The sequence below is a fragment of the Kitasatospora sp. NPDC101157 genome (genome assembly GCF_044768255.1).
In the GTDB taxonomy this organism is placed as follows: domain Bacteria; phylum Actinomycetota; class Actinomycetes; order Streptomycetales; family Streptomycetaceae; genus Kitasatospora.
Window position 1 is genome coordinate 100,776 of record NZ_JBIWPL010000013.1, and the last position, 24,474, is coordinate 125,249.

Genomic DNA, 24,474 nt, shown 5'->3' on the forward strand with positions numbered 1-24,474 from the left:
GCGGCGGCGGGGCGGGGCGGTGTCCGGCGTCCGACGTCGGGCGACCGACGTCAGGCGTCAGGCGGCCGGCGTCAGGCGGCCGGCGTCAGGCGGCCGGCGTCAGGCGTCGTCGTTGAGGCCGCGGTCGGGGGCGGACATGTCCCCGGTGCGGGGTGTGCCGTCGGCGAGGCCGTAGCGGAGGTGAACGGTGCCGGTGGGACTGGCGGCCGGGGGCTGGAGGAGGACGAGGTTGGTGGGGACGGCGCCGGTGTCGAAGACCTTCTTGCCGACGCCGAGCATGATCGGGTGCAGCCAGAGGTCGAGGCGGTCGAAGAGCTTCTCCCGCAGGAGGGTCTGCACCAGGTTGAGGCTGCCGACGACCTTCACGTTCCGGTGCCGCTCCCGGACCTCGCGCACCGCCGCGGCCAGGTCCGGGCCGAGCTGGGTGGATCCGGCCCAGGAGAGGTCCGCCCGGCCGCGGGAGGCCACGTACTTCGGCACGCTGTTGAAGAGCTCGGCGATCTCGCCCTCCTTCTGGTGCGGCCAGTAGGAGGCGAAGAGGTCGTACGTCCGTCGGCCGAGCAGGAGGGCGTCGGTGCCCTCGTACGCGGCGGCGATCTGCGCCCCGGTGACCTCGTGCACCAGGGGCGCCTGCCAGCCGCCGAACGGGAACCCCTCCGGGTCCTCGTCGGGGCCGCCGGGCGCCTGCCCGACGAGGTCGAGGGTCGCGAACAGCTCGATGTGGATCAGGCCCATGCTCTTGCTCCCGGTCAGTCGGTTCTCTCGGTCGGAATACCAGTTCACCGCCACGTCCTGACGGCCCTTCACTTGTCCGGCGGCGCGGTCGCGACTCGGCGTTGACGCGGCCAGGGCCCCGCGGTGGACGCCGGGGCCGGGCCGACCCCGGCTCCGACGAGTGCCGGGACACGGACGTGCCCGGGGTGCGCCGGGAGCGCCGTGCGGTGGGTCCGTCCGGCGCTCCCGGCGGCGGCCCCGGCGGCGGATCCGGCGGCGGCCCCGGCGGCGGATCCGGTGGCGGCCTGCATGTCGGGGGTCATGCGGGTCGGGTCGCCTTTCCGTCCAACCAGAGGGTGTCGGAGGCGTCGCGGTGCGAGCCCGTGGTTCCGACGTGCTTGGCATCGATCTTCGCGCCGTGCTTGAAGACGTGGACGAGGGCCATGCCGTGCCCCCGGCCCAGGTCGTAGTCCTCCTTGAGCCACGCGAGGACCACGCCCGCCTTCGTCGACGGGTCGTCGAAGCCGCGCTCCTCGGCGAGCGCGATGAACTCGCGCGGGGTCAGACCGGTCTTGGTCTCGATGGTGTCCAGGTACGCCTGAAAGGACATGTGCCCTCTCCCTCTCGTGTCGGTGTTCTGGGAGGTAGACCGGCACCGGGAGGAAAACTCATCGCTCGACGGAAAAAATTTTTCGAGCGGGACTCAGTCGGCTGCCGAGGACGGCCGTGACGGCGTCGGCGATCTCGGTGCGCGTGGCGTTCAGTTCGCCCTGGGGGTTCGGCGATCGGATGACCGAAGCCTGCTGAGCGATCCGTCCCGGGCGCCACAGCTGACGGCACGCTGGATAGGGTGGAACCGCGAACCGGCCCCTGACCTGCGGGAGGGGTAGAACGGGCCTGGAACGCCGGAACGGGACACGGGGGATTCGGAGGGGACGGGTGTCGGAGGGGACGGCGGCCGCGGAGTCGGAGGAGTTCGCGCGGCTGCTGCGGGAACTCAAGACCCGCTCGGGCCTGAGCTACGGAACGCTGGCCAAGCGGCTGCACACGAGCTCGTCGACGCTGCACCGCTACTGCAACGGCACGGCGCTGCCGCACGAGTACGCGGCGGCGGAGCGTTTCGCGCGGGCCTGCCGGGCGACGCCGAAGGAACTCGCGGAGTTGTACCGGAGCTGGATCCTGGCGAATGCGGCCCGGGCGCGGCGGGCCGAGCGTGGTGCCGAGCGGGCGGTGCCGGCCGAGCCGGCCGCGGAGCCTCCGGTCGTCCCGGCCATCCCGGTTGGACCCCCTGCGGGTGAGGAGGGCGGGGCGCCGGTCGTCGAAGTGGCGGCGGAGCCCGCGCCGCCGCGGCGGCGGAGCAGCAGCACGCTGATCGCCTGCGCCGCGGCCGTCGCCCTGCTGGGCGCCGTCGTCGTGGTGGCGCGTCCCATGATCTGGGGTGGCAGGAACGGTACGTCCGGTGCCACGGCCGCGACGGCGGCACCGTGGACCACCGCGACCCCGTCCGCCGACGCGCCCGCGCCGCTCACCGTCGCCACCCGCCCGTACGTCTACAACGACCCGTGCAGCCAGCACTTCCTCGTCAACGGCGCGCCCGCCCAGGTCGGGCCGCCCGCCGCCGAGCGCGACGCCCCGCGCTGGGCCGCCGCCCACGGCGCGGTCTCCTCCGGCGAGCAGGAGGTCGCCCTCACCGTGCAGGGCACCGGATCCGACACCGTCGTCCTCCAGGCACTGCACGTACGGGTGACGGCCAAGGGCGCGCCGCTCCCCTGGAACGACTACTCGATGGGCATCGGCTGCGGCGGCGGGGTCGCGACTGAGTCCTTCGACATCGACCTCGACCGGGGCAGTCCCGTCATCACCGTCAAGAACGGCCAGCGCGACTTCCCGTACAAGGTCAGCGAGTCCGACCCCGAGGTCTTCTACGTCACCGCCCGCACCAAGGCCCACGACGTCCAGTGGGTCCTCACGCTGGACTGGTCCAGCGGCGACCGCCAGGGCACCGTCGCGATCGACAACAAGGGCACCCCGTTCCGCACCAGCGCCAACGTCAACCGCCCCGGCTACGACTACCCGCTGGACAACAGCGAGTGGATCAAGCGGGAGGGCGGCTGAGAAGCCCTGCCCCACCTGAGGCGGACCGGAGCCAGCGGACCGAGTCGCACCTCGTACCTACCGGGCGGCGTCCCACCATGTCCGGGCGGCGGCCGCGCCGGGCTGCACCGCTGTGGTCCAATCCCCGGGATGGCCAACGGCGCGGGCGCAGGACAGATCCCGGAGCAGGTCGAGGAACGCCGCATCGTCGGCGACGCGTTCGGACCGGTCCTCGCCGCGCTCGATGTAGTGGATGATCCAATTGCCCGACGACACTTCGAACTCGGCCGTGATCACCGGGTCGTTCTCCAGGAGCAGGAAGGAGGTGGTACTCGGGTTGGGGCTGAAGTCAGGGGTCAGAAGACTGACGTCCTTCATGGCCCGGATCAACTCGGCCGGGGTCCAGGCGACCGGAAACCGACCTGCCACGGCGATCGCCAGAACGGTTCGGCACGGGTACGGAGGCCCGCACTCCACTCTCGGTCACCGCTCGACTGTAGGCCGCGCCCGCCGACGCGCCGACGGCCACCCCACGCCTCCGCCCGGCGCAACCTCCTCAACCGCCTGCTCGGCTGCTTCCAGCACACCGCCCCCACCAAGCGCGTCCACTACGACAGGAGCGTTGCCCTCACCGCCCGGCCCGGACCGCTCTCGCGGTCACGGCTTGACTCCCTGAGCGCATGCGACGACTGACGATGGCGGGGCGGCGGGCGGAGAAGTCGGTGGCACGCGGACCGCCGATGAGGGACGATCGCGAGGTGCACGGCCGCGCCCCCAAGCCTGTGGTGCCGTGCTGACGTCGGATCGATGCTCGGCTCTGCGCCTTCCACGCCGGGCCGGAGAGGACGCGTGTGTCGCTCGCTCTTGAAGATCGCCTGGCCGTCATCGAGCTGGTCTCGTTGCACGGTCACCTCGTCGACGACGGGAGTCTCGACCGCTTGGACGAGCTGTTCACCGCCGATGTGGTCTACGACCTCACCGACTTCGGCCAGGAGCCGCTGTCCGGGGTCGCAGCCGTCCGGGAAGCGGCGTGGGCACTCGGAGCGGCCAACCCCGTCGCGCACCACGTCACCAACGTCGTCGTCACCGCAGCGGCGGACGGCCGGGTGCAGGTCCGCTCCAAGGGGCTGGGCATCAAGGCGGACGGCTCCTGCGGTTCCGTCACCTACGACGACATCGTCGTACGCACCGCCGACGGCTGGCGGATCAGCCATCGCAGGGTCTCGGCCCGCCGGACTCCCCTGGGCGGGATGACGAAGCCCGGCTGACCGGACGACGGCCGCAGCCCTCCCGGGCGGCGTGGGCCGCAGTTGGAGAGCGGCCCACGCAGGACCAGGCCGGAAACCGTCTGCGGCAGATGCACAGCTAGCGCATCGGACAACGTTTGCCTCGTCATGGGACACTGCTTTGTCGACTGGGGGAGGGTATGGCCGTGGAGACTGCCGACCGAGCGCTGACGGCGGACGTGATCGCGGCACTGAGGTACTGGCCCGGTGTCATATGGGCAGGTCAGAAGCATCCTCCGGATCCGGTGGACATGACCGTCCTGCCGCCCTTCTTCAACGAGGTGCTGCAGGATCTTCCGTGGTGGAACCGCGACTGGAAGGTCGACCGTGTCCAGCCGGGACTTCCCGTAGAGACTGGGGATCACCTTTGTGATCCCGCCGTGAGGTTCACCGAGGTGTCGATCCCGGGAACGGTCGTTTCCGGCAACGGCGAGAGCCTGCCGTTCGTGGCGAAGGTCGGGTTCACGGGCGCCAGGCTGATCCGTTTCCAGGCCAAGATCGGTGACATTGTCATCGGCCCGGCCGCTTCCCCTGCCGGGCGGTCGGAGCCGCATCCGTTCGGACGGATGCTCACCGGGTTGATGGACCTGCGCGGGATTCCGGTCAGGGACATGGCCAGGGCCGCCGGACTGTCGATGTCCACCATCCAGATGCTCCGCCGCGGGCACAACCCGAATCTGCTGCAGGTCCGCCTGATCGCCGGGATCCTGGACATGTCCGAAGCGGACGTCAGAGTCATCGCCGGACTCGACGACAACAGCACGCAGTAGCTGACAGGTGGCGGCGTCACCATGCGGCCTTGGCGCTGTGTCAAGCGACGTTCGCCCTGGTGACGACTTCGCGTAGGCGCTCGTCGGCGGCGTGCTTGTTCGGCCGGATAGGCCGGCCGAGCACGGCCTGCCGTTTCTTCCTGATCTCCCGGCGCTCGGGCAGCGTGAACGTCCTCGGCCGTCCGCCCCGGTATTTCGGGTGGAGCGCCTCGAAGCCGTCGGCATTGAAGCCGTGGATCACATCCCGGACTCGGTCCGCACTGGTGAACGTCACCTCGGCGATCTTCGCCACCGGCATGCGCTGGGCGGACAGCAGCACCATCTGAGCCCGCCGCCAGGTCACCACCGACCCGGTACCCCGGCGGACGATCCGCAGCAGCCGTCGGCCCTCGTCGTCGTCGAGCCCACGGACCTGCACGCGTTCAGCCATGTACTCCTTCTGACGATCCGATGCCGCCCCGCACAGCAAGCAGGCGACACCTCACGACGGGGCGAACGTTGCCTGACGCGGCACCAGGCCGTGCTGGCGGCCGTCCGCCCGCCTTCGACGTCGAGACGTACAAGCAGCGCAACACGGTCGAGCGATTCATCCGGGCCCGACGTCAGACCGCTGTCAACGATCGACCACCCAATGCGCGTCCGCCGGCCACGAGCCCGTGCCGACGATGTGCTCCACCAGTCTGAATGCTTCACCAATGGGCACGGTGTCCTGGTCCGGGTACTCGTCATGCTGTCCGTTGGACAGGACGAACCCATCGCTCGACCCGTCGGATCCGGGTTCCACAGCATGTTCGCCAGGATCGCCCTCCTCTTCGAGCAGCATCACCATCGCGCGCTCGGTGTTCGTCACGAAGGCCAGCGACCGGCCGGACGAACTGATCAGCCAGGTCTCGAACCGCCCGCTGCCGATCCTCAAGCGGAGAGTTTCCCGCACCACCTCGGACGACACAGGGGCAGGGATGTCGTCACTGATCACCCAGGTCTCGATCACGAGCACCACGATCTCACGGAAGGATCCAAGAGACCGTGCCGGGCTCCCGGCAGACCGATGCCGGTCGGGCCGTCCCCGGGTTCGGCGGTCCCGAACGGTGGCGGGAGCCGGAAGTAGGCCCGCTGGAAGTCGGTGACGGCCTCCTGCTGCTCGTGCGGGGCGAGGAGGGATCCGTCGGCGAGGCCCTCGGGGCTGTCGGTCGCGAGGTAGCCGTCGTTGATCCGCCCTTCGGCGCACGGGTGGTCGCATGGGCGCAGTGGACTGTCGGGGTGACCGGGGCTTGGGAGGCATCCGTCGGGGCTGTTCGGCACACCACCGGGGATCGATCACCCTGTCGAGGTCTGCTAGCTTTTCCGGCTTGTGGGCGGAGCGGAGTCGATCAACAACATCGGCCAGATCATGGCGGGCGGGTACGACAACATGATGAAGCAGGAGAGCCGATGAGCAGTTCGCCGGCGGGCATTCGCGGACTGGGCATCGCGGTCGCCGCCCTGGCGCTGTCCCTGACCGCCTGCTCATCCGGCACTGGCACGTCCGGCACAGGAACGTCCGACGCCCGGGCAACCGAGCAGCTCGTACCGCCCGAGCAGGCCCTCCGGCGGATGGACGTGCTGCTCGACGAGTCGCTGGCCGACGTCCGGCCGGCCCTGCGGTACTGGGACGACAACCCCGACGCGGTCGAGCAGTTCGCCAAGGGTCTCGACGAGCACTCCCTCGGCTACGCGGAGGCCAACCGCCGACGCCACATCACGACCAGGATCGCGCCGGCCAAGTACGACACCCTGCTGGACATGGTCGAACGCGGTTGGAGAGCCAAGGGGTACACCGTCACCCGGACCACCTCCACCCCGCCCACCAGCGTCGCCACCGCTCCGGACGGCGCGGGCGTCGGCATCACCGTCCACTCCTCCGGGACCATCGACATCGCGGCGCACGTCGCCCCCGTCCCCGTGGTCCGCGGCGCCTTCGGAACCCCCACCCCGGTTCCGACCATGCCCAACGGCAACCCCGACGACGTCCCCCAGTACGACGACCCCTTCTGGTCCACCTGACCTGCTGTCACGGCATCGGCAGGCGGGCCTGAACCGTCCTTCGACCGGATCGCCGTACGATCCCACACCGGGTCGAAGGCGGCACGACCCTCTTCCGGGACGGCGGCGGACGGCGGCGGATTGGCGCGCCGGTAGGCGCGCCCAAGCCGGGTCAGTCACGTCCGAGCGCACCCAGGGCGCGCCCGGCTATGTCGTCGTGCGTGCCGGCCGCGTCGACCGTGGCGAGGAGGCCTTGAGCGGCGTAGTGCCGGATGACGGGTTGCACCATCGCCTCGTACGCCCTGAGCCGCCCCCGGACTCGTTCCTCCGAATCGTCCTCGCGTCGGTACAGGACCGGGCCGCCGCCCCAGGGGCTGCAGGCTGCCTGGCGGCGAATGCGGCACTCCGTCTCCCCCGCGGAAAGGCGCAGGAACAACGCGGCGTCGAGCGGAGTGCCGAGTTCGAGGAGCACCTCGTCCAGTGCGAGGGCCTGGGCGGTGTTGAGCGGGTGGCCGACGAGGAGGAAGGCGGCCGGAGCCGCACGGCGCAGGTGGTCGCGGGCGACGGCGGTGGCGAGCAGGTCCGGAAACGGCCCGCCGGAGCGGATGGCCTCCGCGCATCGGATTCCCAGCTCGGTGCCCTGGGCGAGGTGGGCGCGGATGAGATCGCCGAAGACGATGCGCGGCACCGCCAGGGCCTCGGCGAGTGTGCCGGCCGGGGGTCCCGCTCTCCACGCCGGTGGCTGCAGGAGGACAACGCGCACTTCCCACCACTCCTCGGAAATTGGTTCAGTTGGTCACGGAACTCGTCGAAGGACCCGTCCGGGTCCGGGGGTTTCCCCTCGTACGGGCAGTGCCTCACCGTGGTCGCCTCGGCCGGCGCGGGTGACGGCGCCCGGTTCCTGTCACTCGGCAGCCTGCGCCGGAAACTCCCGCAGCGTTCGGACGTCCTTGGTCAGTACCAGTGGCAGGCAGGAGAGGAGTCCGATTGCGGCGATCAGCCACAGAGTGGGGCGGGTGCCGAGGGCCGAGCCGAGGTAGCCGCCGGCCAGGGCGCCGATCGGGAGGGTCCCCCAGATGGCGAAGCGGACGGAGGCGTTCATCCGGGCCTGCATTCCGGTCGGTGTGATGGCCTGCCGCAGGCTCACCTGGCCGATGTTGTAGACGGTGATGCCGCACGCCATGATCCCGGTGGTGGCGATCAGGGTGGGTACGGCGCGGGCCGGGTCCGCCGTCGCCAGGATGATCACGGCGGTCCCCGACATGGACTTGGCCGCGATCAGGACCGGGCCGAGCCCGGCGGTCCTGATGAGGCGGCTGCTGACCGTGGCGCCGAGCAGCGCGCCACAGTTGCCAACGGTCAGGGCGAGCCCGAGTTCTCCCGGGGAGAGCTTGAGATCCCGCAGGGCGTACGCGGTCAGTACGGCCCCCAGCGCGCCGCCCAGCCCCACGAGGTTGCTGATGCCCGTCGCCAGGGCCAGAGACCGCAGGGTCCGGTGGCGAAGACGAACCGCAGCCCCTCAGCGATCTGGGTGCGCATCCTGGTGCCCGTTCGTGGCTGAGCTGCCTGCGCCCGGGGTGTCCGGATGAGGTTGAGCAGCAGTGCGGACACCAGGTAGCTCACGGAGTCGACCACGGCGATCAGGGGTGCCGTGACCAGTTGCAGCAGGAGGCCGCCGAGGCTGGGGCCGGCCAGTTCCGCCGTCGAGCGGGAGAATTCCAGCCTGCTGTTGCCCTCCGGGGTCTGTTCCCGAGCGACGACGCTCGGCAGGAACGCCTGATCCGCGATGTCGAAGAAGACCGTGAACAGTCCGACGACGAACCCGACCGCGCAGAGCAGGGGCACGTTCAGCAGCCCGGCGAGGTGGCCGACGGGCAGGACGGCGATGGCCACGGCCCGGCCGATGTCGGCCGTGATCATCACGCGCTTACGGTCCCAGCGGTCGAGCAGTGCGCCCGCCTGTAAGCCGACCAGGAGAAACGGCAAGGTCTCCATCGCAGCGATGAGACCGAGCTGGCCGGTCGACGCGGAGAGGGTCGTCAGGGCGAGCACGGGGATGACGAAGAACGTGATCTGGGTGCCGAACTGACTGACCGTGTACACGGACCACATGGCCTGGAAGTTGCGCTGCCGCCATACGCTGATCGGCCGTGCGGCAGTGACGGCCGGTTCGAGACCGGATTCGACGTTCGTCATTTCCGTGCGTTCCTCGCCTCTGGGTCGGTGGGTCGCGGGTCGCGGGTCGCGGCGGACCTTATGGTCGGGCGGCAGCGCGAAGTCGCCCCGAGACTCCTGACCGCGCGTCGCTGACTCCCGTGAGCGGGCCATCGCCCCGGGCCTGGTCTACTGCAGGTTTACTGACGTCATTTGTGTTCAGGGCTCGAAGCGCGATGCGCGCGAAGTCCTCCGATTCCTTGATTCGAGAGAACGGAGGGCCTGTCCCCCGGTCCAGCCGTTGCCGTTCTCGAAGCCCGTCTCCTCGCGCCCTCGGAAAGCCGGTGCCTCACGTCCGATGCCGAGGGCACTCGCCACAGCTCGGGCATCGAACATCGGCACCGGGCAGAACCCGCATCCGCATCGGCATCCGCATCGGCTCGACCGGTGGCCTTGGCAGGATCGCTGGTTCGAGCACGAGTGGTCAAGAATGGTCCGACCGTCGCCAGGCCGGGAGCCAGGCGGTTCTGTCGGACCAGATGCCCTGAGACGGTGAGGGAGTTCAGCTACTCCCCCGGGGCCGGAGCTACCCGACTCCGGGGGCTGGAATTTTCCGCGGAAAATCGGGGTCTGGCTCAACTTCCGTGAAATGGCCATGCAGAGTAGCGAAATGGTTTGGCCTGGGCTCCAGGTACAGTCGGAGCGCCCCGTGAGATCGTGCTCGCACAGGAGTCCTCCTTGCTCGAACCGGATCGCTTCGCCGTTCTCGTAGTCAAGCCAGACGGAGTGGCCCAGCACCTCACTCGGCTCATCTCCCTCTGGACACGCGACCGGGGCTACAAGCTGCGCGGGTTCCGGGAGCTGATCCTGAGCCCGGAGCACCAGCTCATCCTCGACGCGGACACCCAGGTTGGAGGCCGGATCGATCGGCAGCTGAGCGAGGTGTTTTACGGCTTGGGGCCAGCGCACGCCCTGCTCCTGGAGCGGGAGGGGAGCCGGTCCTCGGACAAAGGGTCGGCTGCAGCCGAGCTCGCGGGGATCACAGGGGATGTCCTTCCCCACCGGGCGCGACCGGGCACTTTGCGCGGCGATTTCGGGGCCCTGAATCCGGTCTTCAACCTGGTCCACGTGACCAGCGGCACCGATTACCTCGACCGGGACGCCCGGGCCCTCTTCGATCGCCCTCTCGTTGAACTCCTGGGACTGAACGGTGCCAGACCGGATGGAATATCCCAGACCCCGCATCTACTGCGCCCGTTCAAGCTGTGGAGCGTTGTGGCGGACATTCTGGCCGCCTGGCTGGGACCGGAGGTGGTACGGCCCACCAACTGGCCTGCCGAATCCCACGGCCCGTCCCACCCGGCGGTCGGCGCCGCCCTGATGGCCTGCACCCGTGCCGCACAGCGAGCCGGAGGCGAGAATGGCGAAGTGCTGACGGGGGTGCTGGACGGAAGAACGTCTTACGTGCACTTCGCCCGCCAGGTTCCGATGGTGGACACATGGCACGGATATCTCGCGTACACGACGCTGCGTCACTTGACGCTGTGCGCCGACACTCCGTGAGCCGTGATCGTTACTGGGCCTGCCATTCGCGGTGCAGCGAGGCTCCTTCACGCCAAGAGACGCGCTTGCAAAGGAGCTGGAAGCCTGCGCGGCCGAACATCTGGCGTTTCAGCGTCTTGATCCTGTTCACGGCGCCCTCGACGTGGCCGGAGTTCCACTGCGTGGTCAGTCCGGCGTGGACGGCGGCGTAGTCGCTGTTCAGGCCGTTCGCGAAGGTGCTGATCCCGGGCAGGCCGGCCGCTTTGGCCTCCGCGATCCACTGGGGCAGACGGTCCCCGTCGAGGAGGATGAGCATCCCGGCGAACGTGGTGACCAGGTGGGCGATGGCCTCCAGTCCGGGGCAGTGGACCAGGAGGGTCTTGCGCCGGACGGCATCGTCGGCGGTGAGGCCCTCGGGGTGGCGGGTGAGCCAGTCGGCGACCTCGGGACCGTGGGCGGGCCCGGTGGCGGCGGGCCGTCCGGGAGCAGTTCGCGTTGCTTCCATGTGGCGAGCTGGGTGTATCCGCCGCGGTAGCCCCGGGCGGTGATCTCGCCGAGCAGCGCCATGCCGCTGATCCTGCCGCCCGTCTCCTCCCAGCGCCGCTGCATGTAGGGCTTGTAGGGGTCGAGCCTGACGGCGCGCGGGGCCTGCGGACCCTTCATCAGGTCCTGCCACTGCTCGGCCTCCGCGTAAACGGCGCACAGTGTTGCGGCTCCAGCCCAGGTGCTTCGCGACGGCGCGTTGGCTCATGCCCCCGGCCAGGAGCTCGTGGGCGTGGGCGTGGTTGGCGCGCCGCCGTTCGGCGAGACGCCCGGCCGGGTCCACCGGCCGGGCCCCAGCGGCGTTTCCGGCCTCGGCGGGCAACGGGGTCTCCCACTGGGGTCCGGGCTCCGGCTCGGATTCGGGACCGCGCAGGCAGGCGCGGTGGTCGGTGACGACGCGCTTCACCGCATGGACCGGTTCGCCCACAGGTGATAGCGGTCTGCCACTTGCCGGGCCTGCGGCGCCGCGCGGTCGGCCGCCTCCGCGTAGGCGCTGGCGCTCCCGGGCGATCACCTCGATCTGCGGGTGTCCGGCGAGCCACAGGGCGAGCGTGGCCGCGTCGCGCTCGGGCAGCAGGTCCAGGACCTCGTGGGTGATCGCGTTCGTGATCACTGTCCCCGTAGGTGTGGCCCTTGCGCAGTGCGAAGTCGTCGACGCCGACCGCCACTGGGGCCCCGACGGCCGGATCAGGCAGCTCCGTCACCCGCCGCAGCAGCGTGCTCCGGCTCGCCCGGATGCCCAGCAGCTCGGCCATCCGCGCACCGGCCCGTCCGGCCGGCGCCAGACCCAGTCCGGCGACCGACGAACGCTGCCGCTCGGTGACCTGCCCGTGGCGACGTGTCAGCCCGTCGACCTGTTCGACGAACGTTCGCCGCCGGCACACCAGGGCATGGCAGGCGAAGCGGCGCACCCGCAGGACGACCGTCACGGGCCGCCCGCAGCTGGGCAGATCCGACGGATAGCGCAGGTAGGAGCCGTGAACCCGCTCCGACCACGCCCCGCAGTCGGGGCAGGACGCATCCGGAGCCGCCGCGCGGGCAGCGATCCGTACCACCGAACCGGACGCTTCGACACCGACGACCTCCACCTGGGGCAGCGACGGGAACAGCAACTCACCGAACCACGACCACGATTGCGACACAGCCGCCGACTGTCAGCCGCCAGGGTGGCTCGACCGGTCAGTTCCGGACGATCTCCAGGCCCCGCCAACACCCAGAATCCGTCACCCAGCATCACCGGTCACACAACCTGGGCCAGACCCGAAAATCGGAGCCACGAATGACCTGTCGGGCCCCTGCCTACGAGCGCTGCGGGCTGCCGATCCGCAGGAGGTTGCCGCTGCGGTCGACCAGTGCGAACTCCCGCATTCGGTAGGCGGTGTCGACCACCGGTGTCAGGCGGCTACCGGTAGCAGGGTCCGTGGGGATGCCCATCCGGGCCCAGTCGCGGTGCAGTGCGTCCGCGTCCCGCACCTGGAGGTAGCAGCTGCCGGCGGTGGCCAGGGGGTCCACCGCGGGGTCGTGACGGAAGTGGAGTTCCACGGTGCCGCGGACGACGATCAGGTAGCCGTCCGGCCCGTCCCAGCGCCCGCGGGGCTCGAAGCCGAGGCGGCCGTAGAACTCCTGTGTCTCGTCCAGGTCCCGGCTCGGGAGGATCGGGACTGCGTACTCATCCATGGCGCCGCCTCAAGGGAGTGTCGTGCGGGCCGTAGGGGATCCGGCCGCAACCTTCTGGTGCCCAGGCGGCGGATCCGGCGCACGAACCCGGGTCGGGAAATTTTCCGCGGAAAATCGGTGGAGCTCTGTTGTCTCGACCTCGGAGCGGTCATGAGGTCCGACGCCTGAGGCTGCCCGGAGCCTCGCGGTGGTCTTTGGTGGGCCAGCGCCCTTCTATGTGAAGTTGGATGAGCGCGGCGTGGGACAGCGGGCTGGTGGGATCGGTGACGTTCCCGTTGGTGGTGTAGTCCAGGAGCACGACATCGTCCTTGGTCCTGAGCTGCTCGACCAGGTCGGCGACCCGGTGCTCAAGGACCCACCGGTAGGCCGGCAGGTAGATCCGGCGCCGAGCGATTTCGTAGGACAGCAGCCGGTCGCCCTCCAGACCGGTTCGGTGGCCTCGGACGGGACCGTACCGGCGGACCGTCCGCTTCAGGCCCTTCATCGTGGTGACTCCGAGCTTCGCGGGGTCGACGTCGGAATCCCGGAAAACCTTGAGGGCCTGCCAGATGCCCTCCACGGACTGGCTGGTCACTCCCTCGGAGAACGGGACCGGGATACCGCCGTGCGGATAGAACGGGCTGAACCGCACCCAGGGCTCCGCTGCCTTGGACGTCACGTCGATGATCTCGGCACCGGGGAAGGCCTCGGCCAGCGAGGCCATCGCGCGGCGGCGGCTGGCAATGCGGATCGACACTGAAGCCCCCTGAGTTGATGGCAACGACCACCACCGAGCATCCCCTATGCCACTGACAATCCGGCAAGGCCCGGGTCCGATTCGACCTGCGCACCGACCTGGACTGGGCCGAGGCGGAGCTCCGCAACCAGATCCACCTCCTCGGCCCGGCCCCGTCTCCAGTTCCAGGGCACTTCTCCCCCGGAGAAGACGACGATCGCACGGGCCACCGCCGTACCGATCGCCGGACCACGCCCGCCGCAGCGCGGCCCCGGCCGACCGAGCGGCTGATGCCGGCCGGTACCGGCTGGTGCCAGCACCAGCGCGCCTCCTCCCCCGCGCCTGCGGGGGTCAGGTCCTGAACTCGTGCGTTGGAGAGCTCGTGTGCCCGGCGGGGACGGCGGCTGCGCACGCACGAGGATCCGGCCGCCAGCGGCCGAACTCACCTCCGCTGCCGAGCCGTCCACCGGTCGTCGCGGAGCCGCGAAATTTTCCGCGGAAAATCCGTGCCTGCCGACGGACGACCCCGAGGGATGCAGCCGGTCCTGGTCAGAAATTTTCCGCGGAAAATCGGCCGGCCAAAGGAACGGTCACCGCTGACGCCCACGTCGGAACCGGCAACCGCTACGAGCCCCGACGGATGGCAGACGTGTACTCGCCCGCGACGTTGAGCACGCCGGCGGAGTGTGGGCATTCGGGGTCACCGAAAAGCTGGGTGGTCCCGTCGACGAGTGTCTCCGGCCCGTCCCGGGCAAGGGTCTCGTGAATCCATCAGCCAATCCCCGAGAACTCCTCGGGGGACAGCGGCCGTGGGTCGTACCCGTCGACGTCTCCCAGGTTCCAGTCCCGGATCTCCGAGTGGCCCGGTCGTCGTCGATGGCGGTCGTCACCTCGGGCGGCTTGGTGACTACGCCTCTGCGATCTGCTCACACCGCTCCCCCACGTCGCCCGGCGCGCTCTCTCCCCGGCAACCCTTCGGCAGCCGCGATTGTTCTCCTTCTCCGTCACCGGGCGATCGTGGGAACCGGCTCGGACAGTTGAGACCATCGCCCAATTTTCCGCGGAAAATTCGGAGGCTCTAAGGGGCCGACGGCCGCGAGGCCGAACCGACCGCGGGGCTGATCGACTCCCGGTCCGGTCGCTCGGCCGGCACCGTCCCGGCTGCAACCATGCGGGCAAGAAGGTGGAGGGGCGGCGCAAGCGGTTCATCGTCAGCGACACCCTTGGCCTGCTCCCTGCCATACACGTCGTCGCAGCGAACATTCAGGGTTCGTCGGCCGTGTGGTCGACTGGACTGCTTCGATTCTCGGCCGCGAGCTGGACATCGTGCGCAAAGATCCAGACCGGCGTGGCTTTCAAATCCAGCCCAAGCGGTGGGCGATCGAGCGGACCTTCTCGTGGCTCAGCGCCCACCGCCGCTTCGCACGGGACCATGAGACCAGCCCGGCCGACGCGGAGACGTTGATCCGCGGGCGGTGATCGGCGTAATGGCCCGCCGGCTGGCCCGACGCCGAGCAGTAGTCCGGAGCGGCCCGCGGCTTCTCGCTCCTCGGCCTCAGGTGTCGTAGCAGCCGTTCCAAGGAGCGTGGAAACCTAGCCCGTCGGGGTAGAGCTCGGCCCACACGCCATCGTCCTCCTCCTCGTCTTCCTCGTCCTCGTCTTGCTCCAGGACCAGGCCGAACAGGGCCCCCTCGAACCGGACGACGAAGGGTGCGATCGCGATGTCCTGGTGGTTCCGCTCCGGAAGAGCTTCCAGCCACCCGACCAGCAGCTGGCGGGCGGCGGTGATCGCCGCCTCTTCGCCGTCCGCTGTGGTGCCGGTGAACTGGATGCGCGAGTCCAGATGGTTGCCGGCCTCGTCGAACCGATGGAGCACAGCGCACCAACGCTTCTGGGACTGCCAGTCGTCGCCGCTCCAGCCCTCGGGGAAGGCCGCAGTGACCGATGCGAAGAACTGGCCGCCCTGCCACTGCCCGATGGTGCTCGTGCGGTAATCAGGCTCATGTCGGATCGGGATGACATCGGGAACACTCATGGGCGAACCGTAGCCGCTACCTGGGACAACGGGTCCTGACGCCCCTCACCGGACGTCGCCCGATGAGATCTCGGCCGGCCCCGGCGCCGCCCGTGTGGTCGTCGTCCTTCCAACAGATGACCTGACCTGTAGCAAGGCGGTCCAGCGCACGAGCCAAGCTCTCCAGATCGGACGGCGACAGGGCCGTGGCCAGCCACCGCTGACGAAGCTACTTGCGACGAGGGCCTCCGCGTCGAGCAGGTCATGGAGATGCAGCACGCCTGGCGACCTGCGCCCCAAGACGCGCACCCGGAAGCTGTTGTCGCCATCCACAAGGCTGATCAGTTGCCTCGCGCCACTCCCCCACCTCGCCCGGCGCGCTCCCTCCCCGGCAGCCCTTCGCCAGCCCGGCTGATCCCCTTCTCCGCCACCAGGCGATCGTAGGAACCGGCACAGACAGCCAGGACCACCGCCCAATTTTCCGCGGAAAATCGAAGGCTCTACACGGACGGGCCCGCCGAGGCCGTGGGGGAGTGGTCAGTTGTACCGCACGCCCCGCGCCGCAGGGCCGGACCGGTGGTCCCGGATCCGTACTCCTCGGTGGTCATGGGCGCAGGCTATGGGATCGCGCGGACAACCGCCGTGGACCGTGCGCACCGACCAGTGATCGGCCGGACAGCTCCTTGGTTAGCTGGCTAGTCCGAGTTCTCCCAGACCAGTACGCCGGGACCGTCAGGCGTGATGACCGGGATCCAGGCCTCGGCCGCTTCCGAGAGCCGGGACTCGTCGAAGATCAGCGAGGGCGGGCAGAGATCGTCGCTGCGGCCGGAGCCGTACATCCCCAGGGAGCCGACGGCGGCCCGCAGCCGGTCGAGCACTTTGGCCGACCACTCCTCGCCACGCATGCCCCACCCCTTGAGCTCCCCTACGAAGATCTCCTTCATGTCCTCGTCCAGATCCGTTCCGTAGAGCGGGACGAGGTAGCCCTCCTGCTCGTACTGGGCGCAGGCGTAGCCGCCGCACTGGTTCCGGTAGACGACGCCGGTGGGAGCCGCCACGATGACGAACATCCAGCCGCCGCCGCATCCGTCCGGATCGAGGTAGACGTGGCGCTTCGCCGTCGTCGCGCCAGGGGGCTGGTCCGTCATCAGGTCGGTCTCCGCTGTGGGTCGGGGTGATCGGCAACAGGGTCATCGAACCCCGAACGAAGTCCGCGGGACCACTGGATTTCGGTCGGAGCCCGGTGGGAGCCCGGTGGAGCCCGCGGCAGCCAGCGGCCCCCACCGGGCTCCGGAATTTTCCGCGGAAAATCCGGCGGACCGACGCCCCGACTCGTGGCCGCTTCTTGATCACTGCGACGATGTCCCGATGTCCTCCTCGCCTTTCCCCGATCTCTGGCTGCGCGGCGTCGCCGCCAATCCGGCCGCTCCGTCCGAGGTCCTGCTGCGCCTTCTCTCCCCGCAGGCGCGTGCGGCCTGGCCGGTCCTCTGCGGGGAGAGGGCGCTGCCCGAAGAGGTCGTCGAAGCGGTGCTCGTCCACCCCGAGAGGGCGGTTCGCCGTGCCTTCACCCGCAACCGGTACGCCGCTCCCGCCCAGCGCGGGCGGCTGGTCGGCGACCCGGATTCGCTCGTCCGCGCGGGCCTGGCCGCCGGCCCTCGTCCGCGTCTGGAGGTGGCCGAGCCTCTCCCCGACGACGTCCTGGAGACGTTGCTGACGGCCCGCAACGACGACTGGTCGGAGCAGCGGCTCACCGCCGACGAGATCAAGCAGGAGCTGGCGTCGTCCGGGCAGATCCCGCAGTCGTTCCGCCGCGGGATGCTCCGGCACCCGAACCCGGAGCTGCGGGCCCAGGCCACGAGCCTGTGGCTGTGGCTCACCCCCGCACAGCGCGAGGCGCTTCTGGCCGACCCGGACCCGGCGGTGTCGGAGGCGGCGCGCGAGCACCGCCGGATCCTGGATCCGGCGGCGATGGAAGCGGACCTGCCGGAACCCGATTGCCACCACCGGGCCGTGCTGCTCGTCAACTACGCCGTCTCCCGGTCGGTGGCCGAGCGGTGCCTTGCTCAGGGGCGCAACCTGTGGGCACTCGCCTCCAACCAGCACACGCCCGCCGACATCGTCGCCCGACTCGCGCGCGACTCCGATCCGGAGGTTCGTGAGCGGGTGGCCGCCCGGGCCGACCTGGATCAGACGTTGCTGGCGGTGCTCGCCGAGGATCCGGACGAGGCCGTACGGACCCGGGCCCGGCTGCAACCGCTCCCGCGCACCTGGCCTCAGCGTGCCGCGCTCGACCGGGCACTCGGGCACACGGCCGAGTGCGTCGGCCAGGTCGGCGAGATGTTCCTGGAGCCGGAGACGAGTTGGTACGAGGCGTGCGCGGCGTCCGAGGAGCCCCGGCTGCGCCGGGTCGCCGCGACGTGCGCGTGGCTGCCGGGGGAGTGGGTGCGGCGTCTGTCCGCCGACCCCGATCCGGAGGTACGGCACGTGCTGGCGCTCAACCATCCGCTGGCGCCGCCGGCGCTCGTCCTGGACGCCTTCATCGCGCTACCACGCCACCGCCCGTACCTGCTGACGCTGGCCCGGCTTCCGCGCACCGGGCTGGCGCACCTCCTCGACCACGCCGACCCGGAGGTCCGCGCCCTGGCCGCCGCCGACCGCGGCCTCGCCGAGCCGCCGGTGCGGCTGCTGTCCGACCCCGGCCCCGGGGTCCGCCGGGCGGCGGCCGCCAATCCGCTGCTCCCGCTGGAACTGGTGTCGTCCCTCCTGGAGGACCCGGAGTTGGCCGAGGGCGCCTCGGCCAACCCGTCGCTGCCCGTCGCACGGCTCCACGAGCTGCTCGACCGTGGCGGGCTGGCAGCCGCTGCCACGTAGGGAGAAGCCGCACCAGGTCGGACCCGGCTCACGAGAACGAGGTCTACGTCCTCCGGATGGTCCGGGGCGAGGTCAGTGAGCACGCGGAGCCGATGCTGTCGCCCTGCGTCCCCGTCCTTGAGGATCCCTTCCACGGCTGACCGGGCAGCGGACACGCCGACGCGCTCCCACCCCCTGCGGAGAAGGGGGATGGGGGCGCCGGCTCAACTGCCGTGGTACTTCTCAGCCGTCAGCGCGGCCGCGAGCCGTGTCGCCGGGTCGTCGGCGATCCGGTGGTGCGACCGCCCGGTCGGCCAGGTGGAGATGCCGTCGTCCGGCCACCGCGGAACGACGTGGAAGTGCAGGTGACGCACCGACTGCTCCGATGCCGGACCGCTCGCGTTGAGGATGTTCACGCCGGTTGCGCGCAACGCGGAGCGCATGGCGCCTGCCACGCACTGAACCAGGTCGACGGTCTCGGCCAGCACGTCGGTGGGGGTGTCGAAGACGTCGGCGTGGTGAGCCGTCGGCACCACCAGGGTGTGCCCTGGAGCGAGCGGGTCGAGGGGGGGCGAACGCGCAGGCGGACGGCCCGCGGGCCACCCCGTGGGCGGTGTCCTCGCGGATGATCCGGCAGAAGGGACACGACATGCGAATGACTCTGCCACAGGTGAGGAACGCGACTGCCGGGCGTTCGGAGGGGCTGACGGCCGTACGGCTCGGAGGTACCGGACGGCCGTGAGGACAGGGGAGGGGCCCGGATAGGCTGGAACAGCACGTCAGAGGGCCGTGAACGGCCGGGGAGGGTCCTGGAGCATGGGGAAGAAGAGCGAGCTGGACGACCTGCGGGCGCGGCTGGAGACGCTGGAGGCGGAGGTCAGTCGGCTGCGCGGTGCGGCTGCGGCGACGGGTACGGCGGTGGGTACGACGCCGGGCCCGGCGGCAGCAGTGAGGGTCGAGGACCAGCCCGGGCAGCCCCAGTCGATGACCCGTATCGCCGATGCCCTCGGTGTCATGGTCTCCGGCCGGGCCGAGGCACGGGCCCAGGCTGAGGCACAACCCGAGAAGCAGCCCGAGAAGCAACCCGAGAGGCGGGCGGAGGAAGGAACCGAAGCGCGGACCCAGGTCCTGCGGACCCGCCCCGAGCCCTCGGAGCGCCGGAGCGTTCCCCTCCCCGAGCGCAGCGGCGGCCAGTTCCTGGAGAGCCTCCTGTCCGGCCGACCGGCGCTCCAGAAGTAGCCGCGCCCGCCCGCCGACGGCAAGGCACCTGTGCGGGGGGCGCCCAGGGAGTCCTGGTCGCCCCCCGCACGGTTCCGGGGCCCTCAGGCCTTCGGCAGCGTTATCCCCAGTTCGAGCATGGCCGGTGAGGCCGGCCCGCCCTCCGAGCGCTCGGTCTTGTAGCCCTTGACGCCCGGGGCGACGGTGCGCGGGTCCACGGCCTCGGAGGGGGCGCCGGTGGTGTAGAGGCCGTCCGGGTCCTGGTCGCGGTCGTGCGGCAGCAGCCAGAAGACGCGGCGGCGGAAGGTGCCGGAGGCGCGGGAGGACTTGGCGTCGGGGCCGAGGATCGCGTAGCCGACCATACGGCCGTCGCGGTGGTAGGCGGGACGGCCGCGTCGGGTGGTGAGACGGTCGAGCGACTGGCGCACGTAGTCGAGGTCGGTGGTGTCCTCAAGCCAGACGAGGTCGGTTTCGTGGGCGAGCTCGGCCGGGTCGATCAGCGCGCTCACGCGTTCTGCTCCTCTGTGTCGTCGGTGATCAGGCCGATGCCCGGGTAGTACTTGCGGCTGTTGGACAGGACCATCTCCTTGGGAGAGGTCATACCCAGTGTCTCTCGGACTCGTGCGGCGAACGCGCGGCCGGATACGGGATTGGCTCCTTCGAAGCCGCACCAACGGGTGTAGGCGCCGAAGAGCTGGGACTGTTCGGCACGCATGCCCTCCCCGGTGACGCAGGCCTCCTTGAGGAAGCGGCCGACGTGGTCCTCGGTCTCGGCGTACGCCGTGGTGGCGGTCTGGACGGCCTGGGGCCCGGCCAGGTCCTTCTCACCTGCGAAGTAGCGGCGCGCGCCGTCGATGAGCCAGGCGAGGATACCGGGGCCCTCCTCGGCGACGAGGACGTGGGCCAGGTTGTCGATCTTGCGTTCCTCGGGGACGACCCGTTCGAAGGGGATCAGGCGCATGCGGCGCCAGAAGGCGAAGCCGCCGGTGCCGACCTCGGGGCGGTGGTTGCCGAGCAGCCAGAGCTTGTGGGTGGGCTCGAAGGAGAAGAAGTCCTGGCGCATCCGGCGGGCCTTGATCTTGTCGCCGCCGGTGAGGAGCTTGACCCGGGCCTCGTCGAAGCGGTCGCCGGGCTTGAGCTCGGAGCAGACGATGATGCGCCGGCCGTGGAGTTCGGCGAGGTCCGTGGGGTGGCCGTCGAAGGTCTTGGCCATCAGGAAGCCGGGCGGGGCCGCGTCCGCGTAGTCGCCGAGCAGCTGGATCATGACGTCCAGGAGGACGGACTTGCCGTTCTTTCCCTGGCCGTAGAGGAAGGGCATGACCTGGGCGCCGACGTCGCCGCTGATCGAGTAGCCGAGCAGCAGGTGGAGGAAGTCGCGGGTCTGGCGGCCTTCCTTGTCGTCGCCGAAGGTGTCGGTGAGGAAGCGGTCCCAGCGCGGGGTGGGCATCCGGGCGGGAGCGAGCGTGGTGGAGCGTGAGTGGTGGTGGACCTTGGGGTCGGGCGGGACGATGGCGCCGGTGCGCAGGTCGACGACGCCGCCGGGGGTGCACAGGGCGTAGGCGTCGGCGTCCAGCAGAGCCGCGTTGAGGACCATGCCGGGGGCGGACTTGGCCTGGGCGAGCATGGCGTTCATGCCCGAGGTGGACAGGGCGCGGCGACGGTGCCGGCGCAGGTCGGTGTTGGTGTAGAGGCCGCGGGCGTCGTGGGTGGCGATGCTCTCGGCCATCTCACCGGCGGCCCACAGGACGGTGTCGTCCTCGTCGAGCTGCCAGCGGTGGGCGGCCCAGCGGTACCAGCCGATGCCGGGGACGTGGCGGTAGTCGCGTCCGTAGAGGTGGACGAAGAGCTTGGCGTTGCCGCGGTCGGAGAGGGAGTCGGGCAGCAGGCCGTGCTGGCTCGCCTGCGGGCCGGCCTTGGAGCCCGCCCGGACCTGAGCGGTCTGCGGTTCCTGGGAGCCGTGGAACGGCTGGACCGGCCCGTGCGAAGCCACGCCGGGGGCAACGCCGGGACCAGGAGCAACGCCGGGACCAGGACCGGGGGCAGCGGCAGGGCCGGGCGCGACGGGCGCGTCGAGGAGGCTCTCCTGGACGGCTGTGCCGTGCCAGGGAGCCTGCGCGGGCCCGGGGACGGGCGGGTACTCCAGGATCTGCTGGGCAGCGGCCACGGGGTCGAAGACCGTCCTCTTGCGGGGGCTGTCGCTCATCCTCGCGCCCTCCCGACGTGCAGGGGCTGCCGGGCCCCGGCGGCGAGGCCTGAGCGGATGACGGCTGAGCTCTGCCGGTCCTGGGAGGGGCGGGCGGTGCGGGCGGCGTCGGTCAGCAGCCGCTCGGCGGCGGCGTGGGTGAGGTGTCCGGCGGAGACGAGGCCGCCGACGGTGTAGGCGGCGCGGTTGAGCTTGCCGGTGAACCCGGCTCCCTCGGGGGTGGTGGCGCAGTCGGTGACGTCCTGGAGGACGGTGTCGAGGACCTTCTCGGCGCCGCGCCGACCGCCACCCGCCGCGATCACGGCCTGGCGGGCCCGGTCGGGGACGGCCGGCAGCGGGCTGCCGGACTGCTGGGGGCGGTCCTTGAGGTGGCCGGTACGGATGAGTTCCTCGGCGAGCCACCGGGGGAGCGGGGCCGGGACGGTGGCACCGGGCAGCGGCGTGTAGGTGCCGCTGGTGGTGACGGTGCTGGGCGCGACGATGTAGCCGCCGTGGGCGCGGACGTCGACCTGCCAGGCGAGGGCCCGGCCGGTGGAGGAGCCGGTGGAACAGGTGAAGCGGTGGTGGGCGTCGTCGCGGTACCAGATGTGCAGACCACCGGAGGGGGTGCGCACGCGCAGGGTTCCGGTGTCTGCGCAGGGGTCGGGGGCCTTGCGCAGGGCGGCCAGCAGGGCGAGCGTGTGGTACCCGTTCTCCAGGCCGTCGAGGTCGACCCGGTCGTGGATCGGGATCCCGGGCAGGATCCGGTCCCGGGCGGGGACGTCGGCCGGGTGGCTGTCCACGTCGATGACCACCAGGCCGGCCGGGCCGCAGGCGACTCCGGTGCCGAAGCCGGGGTTGACCCGCCACCAGGCGCCGATGACGTCCTGGTCGGTGGTGGCGGCGTGGAAACCGTGGCACCAGCGACCGACCCGGGGACACGGGCAGTCGGCGGGGGAGTGGGGGGAGTCCTGGCAGGGCTGGCAGTTCGCCGGCGGGGTCTTGCGCCCGGGCGCCAGCGGATGGACGGGCCATCCCTGGGCTGCGCACCAGCGCGCGACCGCCAGCGCGTCCGGCTGACGCTCCGTTCGGTCGCTCCCCACGGCCTTCGGCGCCGTCACGCTGGTCCCTTCCCCTTGGTTCGGTAGCTGCTGCAGCTCCCACTCAGCTTCTTCGGTAGCTGAGTAGCTGCCCGGATTTGGGTCGCTCGTTCAGTCGCTGACGGCAAAAAGCCAGGTCAGAGCACTGGAGGGCGCCGGATCAGCGACTGAAGCGACCGAAGTCCAGAAGATAGCTCACACAGACTAGCCGAGCGAGCACATACGGTCCCGGACTGCCGGTACTTGCGGGGAAACTGAGCGACCGAACGCCACGGCAGCGACCGAGTCGCTTCGGTCGCTGTTTTCGGTCCACCGACGTTTCCCCAGGTCGGAGCCGATTTTCCCAGCAAACAGCGACTGAAGCGACTGAAGCCCGGGTCTATAACGCGCACACGCACACGGGAATGTCTTCATATACCCGACCTTGAGTCGCTTGGGTCGCTGTTGGGGTAGGTCCATAGGCTCTGACCTGGGGTTTTGTCCAGCGACTGAAGCCCAGCGACCGAAAGCGACTGAGTCTCTGGGGGCCTGGGCCTCGGCGTGTCGCGCGTGTCAGGGCCGGGTGCGAGCCGCTGGTTCGGTCGCTTGGGTCGCTTCGGTAGCTCCGGGCCCGCCGACCGAGGAAGACGCCTGCGGCTCGCGGTCCCGCAGGAGTTCCTCCGGCGCTGGGTCGCTTCAGTCGCTTGGGTCGCTTCGGTAGCTCCGGTAGCTCGGACCGCTCGGTCGCTGTCCGCCGGACAGGAAGCCGTCCGCGCCTGGAAGAACAGGGATCCGACCCGGCAGACCAGCTACCGAAGCGACCCAAGCGACTCTGGCCCGGACATGAGGCCACCTCCGCAGCCCTGCCCCGGGCCGATCCCGGCCAGGCCTCCTTCCTGCCGGTCGCTCCGCCGCCGGATCGCCGCGACAGGAGCCCGTCGGAACCGACGGCCGGAGCGACCGTGGGCCCGCCGGTCCACCACGGCCTGACGGCCTTGCGGCGGCCGGCCCTACCAGTCGACCGTCCCGTCGCCCGGGAGCATCGGCCGGTAGGCCGGCCCGACCCAGCCACGGTCGTCGTGGTGCAGCATCGCCTGGGCGATGTGGTGCAGCCATGCGGCGAGGCTCGGCCAGCCGGTGAAGTGGGCGGCCTCGTCGTGGGAGGCCCGGCCGAGGTGGTTGTGCCAGGTGCCGGGACCCGCGTCCACGAAGTGCTCGTCACCGTCGCTGCCCGCGAACGGAATCCACAGAGTCCCCCACCACGGGGATTCCTGCTGGTCCGGGTCATCGGCGTCCCAGATGCTCATCCGCATGTCGCGGATCTCGACGATCCGGTCCGTCGAGTACAGCGGCCCGCAGGGCAGGACGGTGAGGTACGAATCGTCCCCGTCGTGGCAGAGCAGCGACTCGCGCAGGTCGGCGGGGAGCGCGAGGCCGAGCTGTTCCTCTGCCCGTGCGATGGCCTCGGGCGTCGCGGGCGGGCGCAGGTCGGCCAGGCTGACGGGCGCGAACTCGGCCAACCAGGCGTCGATGACGCTCCAGGACTCGCTCACCGGGGCGAACACCGGACTGATGCCGGTACGGGGAAGATCGATCATGAGCCAGAGCCTCCCA

The 24,474-nt window shown here is 70.6% G+C and carries 27 protein-coding genes and 4 pseudogenes; 11 read left to right on the plus strand and 20 right to left on the minus strand.

Translation table 11 applies throughout. The features are described from left to right. Nucleotides 1-99: 99 nt before the first annotated feature. Complete coding sequence (locus ACIRVF_RS24545; RefSeq protein WP_402821555.1) at nt 100-735, minus strand: dihydrofolate reductase family protein; 636 nt, start codon at nt 733-735, stop codon at nt 100-102. Nucleotides 736-1,033: 298 nt separating this feature from the next. Beyond that, a complete protein-coding gene (locus ACIRVF_RS24550; protein WP_402821558.1) occupies nt 1,034-1,324 on the minus strand; it encodes a DUF4287 domain-containing protein in 291 nt (96 codons plus the stop codon). Between the two features lie 374 nt (nt 1,325-1,698). Between ACIRVF_RS24550 and ACIRVF_RS24555 the strand changes: the two genes are divergently transcribed. Then, nucleotides 1,699-2,829: a helix-turn-helix domain-containing protein gene (locus ACIRVF_RS24555; RefSeq protein ID WP_402821854.1), complete on the plus strand. Its 1,131-nt coding sequence runs from the start codon at nt 1,699-1,701 to the stop codon at nt 2,827-2,829. Nucleotides 2,830-2,886: 57 nt separating this feature from the next. On the opposite strand, the gene ACIRVF_RS24560 is transcribed toward ACIRVF_RS24555, so the two are convergent. Continuing rightward, on the minus strand, nt 2,887-3,186 hold the full coding sequence (locus ACIRVF_RS24560) for a hypothetical protein (RefSeq protein ID WP_402821561.1): 300 nt from the start codon (nt 3,184-3,186) through the stop codon (nt 2,887-2,889). A gap of 473 nt (nt 3,187-3,659) precedes the next feature. Here ACIRVF_RS24560 and ACIRVF_RS24565 point away from each other — a divergent pair, with 473 nt between their 5' ends. Further along, nucleotides 3,660-4,076, plus strand: coding sequence for a nuclear transport factor 2 family protein (locus ACIRVF_RS24565; RefSeq protein WP_402821564.1), 417 nt, complete (start codon nt 3,660-3,662; stop codon nt 4,074-4,076). A 158-nt stretch (nt 4,077-4,234) separates the two neighbouring features. Then, the gene (locus ACIRVF_RS24570; protein ID WP_402821566.1) at nt 4,235-4,864 is read left to right on the plus strand and encodes a helix-turn-helix domain-containing protein; all 630 of its coding nucleotides are present in this window, start codon (nt 4,235-4,237) and stop codon (nt 4,862-4,864) included. A 136-nt stretch (nt 4,865-5,000) separates the two neighbouring features. Here ACIRVF_RS24570 and ACIRVF_RS24575 read toward each other — a convergent pair. Further along, nucleotides 5,001-5,294 (minus strand): annotated as a pseudogene (locus ACIRVF_RS24575) (helix-turn-helix domain-containing protein); the annotation flags it as partial. 86 nt (nt 5,295-5,380) lie between these two features. Between ACIRVF_RS24575 and ACIRVF_RS24580 the strand changes: the two are divergent. Beyond that, nucleotides 5,381-5,470: pseudogene (locus tag ACIRVF_RS24580) on the plus strand (IS5/IS1182 family transposase); the annotation flags it as partial. Nucleotides 5,471-5,477: 7 nt separating this feature from the next. Here ACIRVF_RS24580 and ACIRVF_RS24585 read toward each other — a convergent pair. Continuing rightward, on the minus strand, nt 5,478-5,864 hold the full coding sequence (locus tag ACIRVF_RS24585) for a hypothetical protein (protein WP_402821568.1): 387 nt from the start codon (nt 5,862-5,864) through the stop codon (nt 5,478-5,480). A gap of 431 nt (nt 5,865-6,295) precedes the next feature. Here ACIRVF_RS24585 and ACIRVF_RS24590 point away from each other — a divergent pair, with 431 nt between their 5' ends. Further along, on the plus strand, nt 6,296-6,907 hold the full coding sequence (locus tag ACIRVF_RS24590; RefSeq protein ID WP_402821571.1) for a hypothetical protein: 612 nt from the start codon (nt 6,296-6,298) through the stop codon (nt 6,905-6,907). Between the two features lie 151 nt (nt 6,908-7,058). Here ACIRVF_RS24590 and ACIRVF_RS24595 read toward each other — a convergent pair whose 3' ends face one another. The 3 genes from ACIRVF_RS24595 to ACIRVF_RS24605 all read right to left on the minus strand — a co-directional run bounded on the left by ACIRVF_RS24595 (nt 7,059) and on the right by ACIRVF_RS24605 (nt 9,082). Continuing rightward, nucleotides 7,059-7,649 (minus strand): adenylate kinase family protein, encoded by a 591-nt coding sequence (locus ACIRVF_RS24595; protein WP_402821574.1) that lies wholly within the window; start codon nt 7,647-7,649, stop codon nt 7,059-7,061. 141 nt (nt 7,650-7,790) lie between these two features. After that, nucleotides 7,791-8,336 (minus strand): MFS transporter, encoded by a 546-nt coding sequence (locus ACIRVF_RS24600; RefSeq protein WP_402821577.1) that lies wholly within the window; start codon nt 8,334-8,336, stop codon nt 7,791-7,793. Continuing rightward, the gene (locus tag ACIRVF_RS24605) at nt 8,303-9,082 is read right to left on the minus strand and encodes an MFS transporter (protein ID WP_402821580.1); all 780 of its coding nucleotides are present in this window, start codon (nt 9,080-9,082) and stop codon (nt 8,303-8,305) included. The genes ACIRVF_RS24600 and ACIRVF_RS24605 overlap by 34 nt, the downstream gene beginning before the upstream one ends. Nucleotides 9,083-9,778: 696 nt before the next feature. Here ACIRVF_RS24605 and ACIRVF_RS24610 point away from each other — a divergent pair. Beyond that, nucleotides 9,779-10,603, plus strand: a complete 825-nt coding sequence (locus ACIRVF_RS24610; RefSeq protein ID WP_402821583.1) for a nucleoside-diphosphate kinase — start codon at nt 9,779-9,781, stop codon at nt 10,601-10,603. Between the two features lie 10 nt (nt 10,604-10,613). Here ACIRVF_RS24610 and ACIRVF_RS24615 read toward each other — a convergent pair whose 3' ends face one another. From ACIRVF_RS24615 to ACIRVF_RS24630, 4 genes are all read right to left on the minus strand, one after another. Next, nucleotides 10,614-11,087 (minus strand): transposase, encoded by a 474-nt coding sequence (locus tag ACIRVF_RS24615; RefSeq protein WP_402821586.1) that lies wholly within the window; start codon nt 11,085-11,087, stop codon nt 10,614-10,616. A gap of 157 nt (nt 11,088-11,244) precedes the next feature. Continuing rightward, a complete protein-coding gene (locus ACIRVF_RS24620) occupies nt 11,245-12,267 on the minus strand; it encodes a transposase family protein (RefSeq protein ID WP_402821589.1) in 1,023 nt (340 codons plus the stop codon). A gap of 157 nt (nt 12,268-12,424) precedes the next feature. Continuing rightward, on the minus strand, nt 12,425-12,802 hold the full coding sequence (locus ACIRVF_RS24625; RefSeq protein WP_402821591.1) for a bleomycin resistance protein: 378 nt from the start codon (nt 12,800-12,802) through the stop codon (nt 12,425-12,427). Nucleotides 12,803-12,950: 148 nt separating this feature from the next. Beyond that, nucleotides 12,951-13,538: a DUF6939 family protein gene (locus ACIRVF_RS24630; RefSeq protein WP_402821594.1), complete on the minus strand. Its 588-nt coding sequence runs from the start codon at nt 13,536-13,538 to the stop codon at nt 12,951-12,953. 1,067 nt (nt 13,539-14,605) lie between these two features. Here ACIRVF_RS24630 and ACIRVF_RS24635 point away from each other — a divergent pair. Continuing rightward, a pseudogene (locus tag ACIRVF_RS24635) lies at nt 14,606-14,758 on the plus strand (IS5/IS1182 family transposase); the annotation flags it as partial. 40 nt (nt 14,759-14,798) lie between these two features. Then, nucleotides 14,799-14,996, plus strand: a complete 198-nt coding sequence (locus ACIRVF_RS24640; RefSeq protein ID WP_402821596.1) for a hypothetical protein — start codon at nt 14,799-14,801, stop codon at nt 14,994-14,996. Nucleotides 14,997-15,072: 76 nt separating this feature from the next. On the opposite strand, the gene ACIRVF_RS24645 is transcribed toward ACIRVF_RS24640, so the two are convergent. From ACIRVF_RS24645 to ACIRVF_RS24655, 3 genes are all read right to left on the minus strand, one after another. After that, nucleotides 15,073-15,552 carry a hypothetical protein gene (locus tag ACIRVF_RS24645; RefSeq protein ID WP_402821599.1) on the minus strand — a complete coding sequence of 160 codons (480 nt, stop codon included), beginning with the start codon at nt 15,550-15,552 and terminating at the stop codon, nt 15,073-15,075. Between the two features lie 45 nt (nt 15,553-15,597). Further along, nucleotides 15,598-16,008, minus strand: coding sequence for a DUF5959 family protein (locus ACIRVF_RS24650; protein WP_402821601.1), 411 nt, complete (start codon nt 16,006-16,008; stop codon nt 15,598-15,600). Nucleotides 16,009-16,226: 218 nt separating this feature from the next. Continuing rightward, nucleotides 16,227-16,679, minus strand: a complete 453-nt coding sequence (locus ACIRVF_RS24655; protein WP_402821604.1) for a DUF6210 family protein — start codon at nt 16,677-16,679, stop codon at nt 16,227-16,229. Nucleotides 16,680-16,899: 220 nt separating this feature from the next. Here ACIRVF_RS24655 and ACIRVF_RS24660 point away from each other — a divergent pair, with 220 nt between their 5' ends. Both ACIRVF_RS24660 and ACIRVF_RS24665 read left to right on the plus strand, forming a co-directional pair. Further along, nucleotides 16,900-18,402, plus strand: a complete 1,503-nt coding sequence (locus ACIRVF_RS24660; RefSeq protein ID WP_402821607.1) for a hypothetical protein — start codon at nt 16,900-16,902, stop codon at nt 18,400-18,402. Between the two features lie 26 nt (nt 18,403-18,428). After that, a pseudogene (locus ACIRVF_RS24665) lies at nt 18,429-18,542 on the plus strand (Imm7 family immunity protein); the annotation flags it as partial. 63 nt (nt 18,543-18,605) lie between these two features. Here ACIRVF_RS24665 and ACIRVF_RS24670 read toward each other — a convergent pair. Further along, a complete protein-coding gene (locus ACIRVF_RS24670) occupies nt 18,606-18,914 on the minus strand; it encodes an HIT family protein (protein WP_402821609.1) in 309 nt (102 codons plus the stop codon). Nucleotides 18,915-19,197: 283 nt separating this feature from the next. Between ACIRVF_RS24670 and ACIRVF_RS24675 the strand changes: the two genes are divergently transcribed. After that, on the plus strand, nt 19,198-19,620 hold the full coding sequence (locus tag ACIRVF_RS24675) for a hypothetical protein (RefSeq protein WP_402821612.1): 423 nt from the start codon (nt 19,198-19,200) through the stop codon (nt 19,618-19,620). Between the two features lie 83 nt (nt 19,621-19,703). On the opposite strand, the gene ACIRVF_RS24680 is transcribed toward ACIRVF_RS24675, so the two are convergent. The 4 genes from ACIRVF_RS24680 to ACIRVF_RS24695 form a co-directional block, all read right to left on the minus strand. Then, on the minus strand, nt 19,704-20,108 hold the full coding sequence (locus tag ACIRVF_RS24680; RefSeq protein WP_030556097.1) for a DUF6009 family protein: 405 nt from the start codon (nt 20,106-20,108) through the stop codon (nt 19,704-19,706). After that, on the minus strand, nt 20,105-21,802 hold the full coding sequence (locus ACIRVF_RS24685) for a phage/plasmid primase, P4 family (protein ID WP_402821617.1): 1,698 nt from the start codon (nt 21,800-21,802) through the stop codon (nt 20,105-20,107). Before ACIRVF_RS24685 ends, ACIRVF_RS24680 begins: the two co-directional genes overlap by 4 nt. Further along, nucleotides 21,799-22,902 carry a bifunctional DNA primase/polymerase gene (locus ACIRVF_RS24690; RefSeq protein WP_402821620.1) on the minus strand — a complete coding sequence of 368 codons (1,104 nt, stop codon included), beginning with the start codon at nt 22,900-22,902 and terminating at the stop codon, nt 21,799-21,801. Before ACIRVF_RS24690 ends, ACIRVF_RS24685 begins: the two co-directional genes overlap by 4 nt. Before the next feature lie 968 nt (nt 22,903-23,870). Next, a complete protein-coding gene (locus ACIRVF_RS24695) occupies nt 23,871-24,458 on the minus strand; it encodes an SMI1/KNR4 family protein (protein WP_402821623.1) in 588 nt (195 codons plus the stop codon). Nucleotides 24,459-24,474 lie beyond the last annotated feature (16 nt).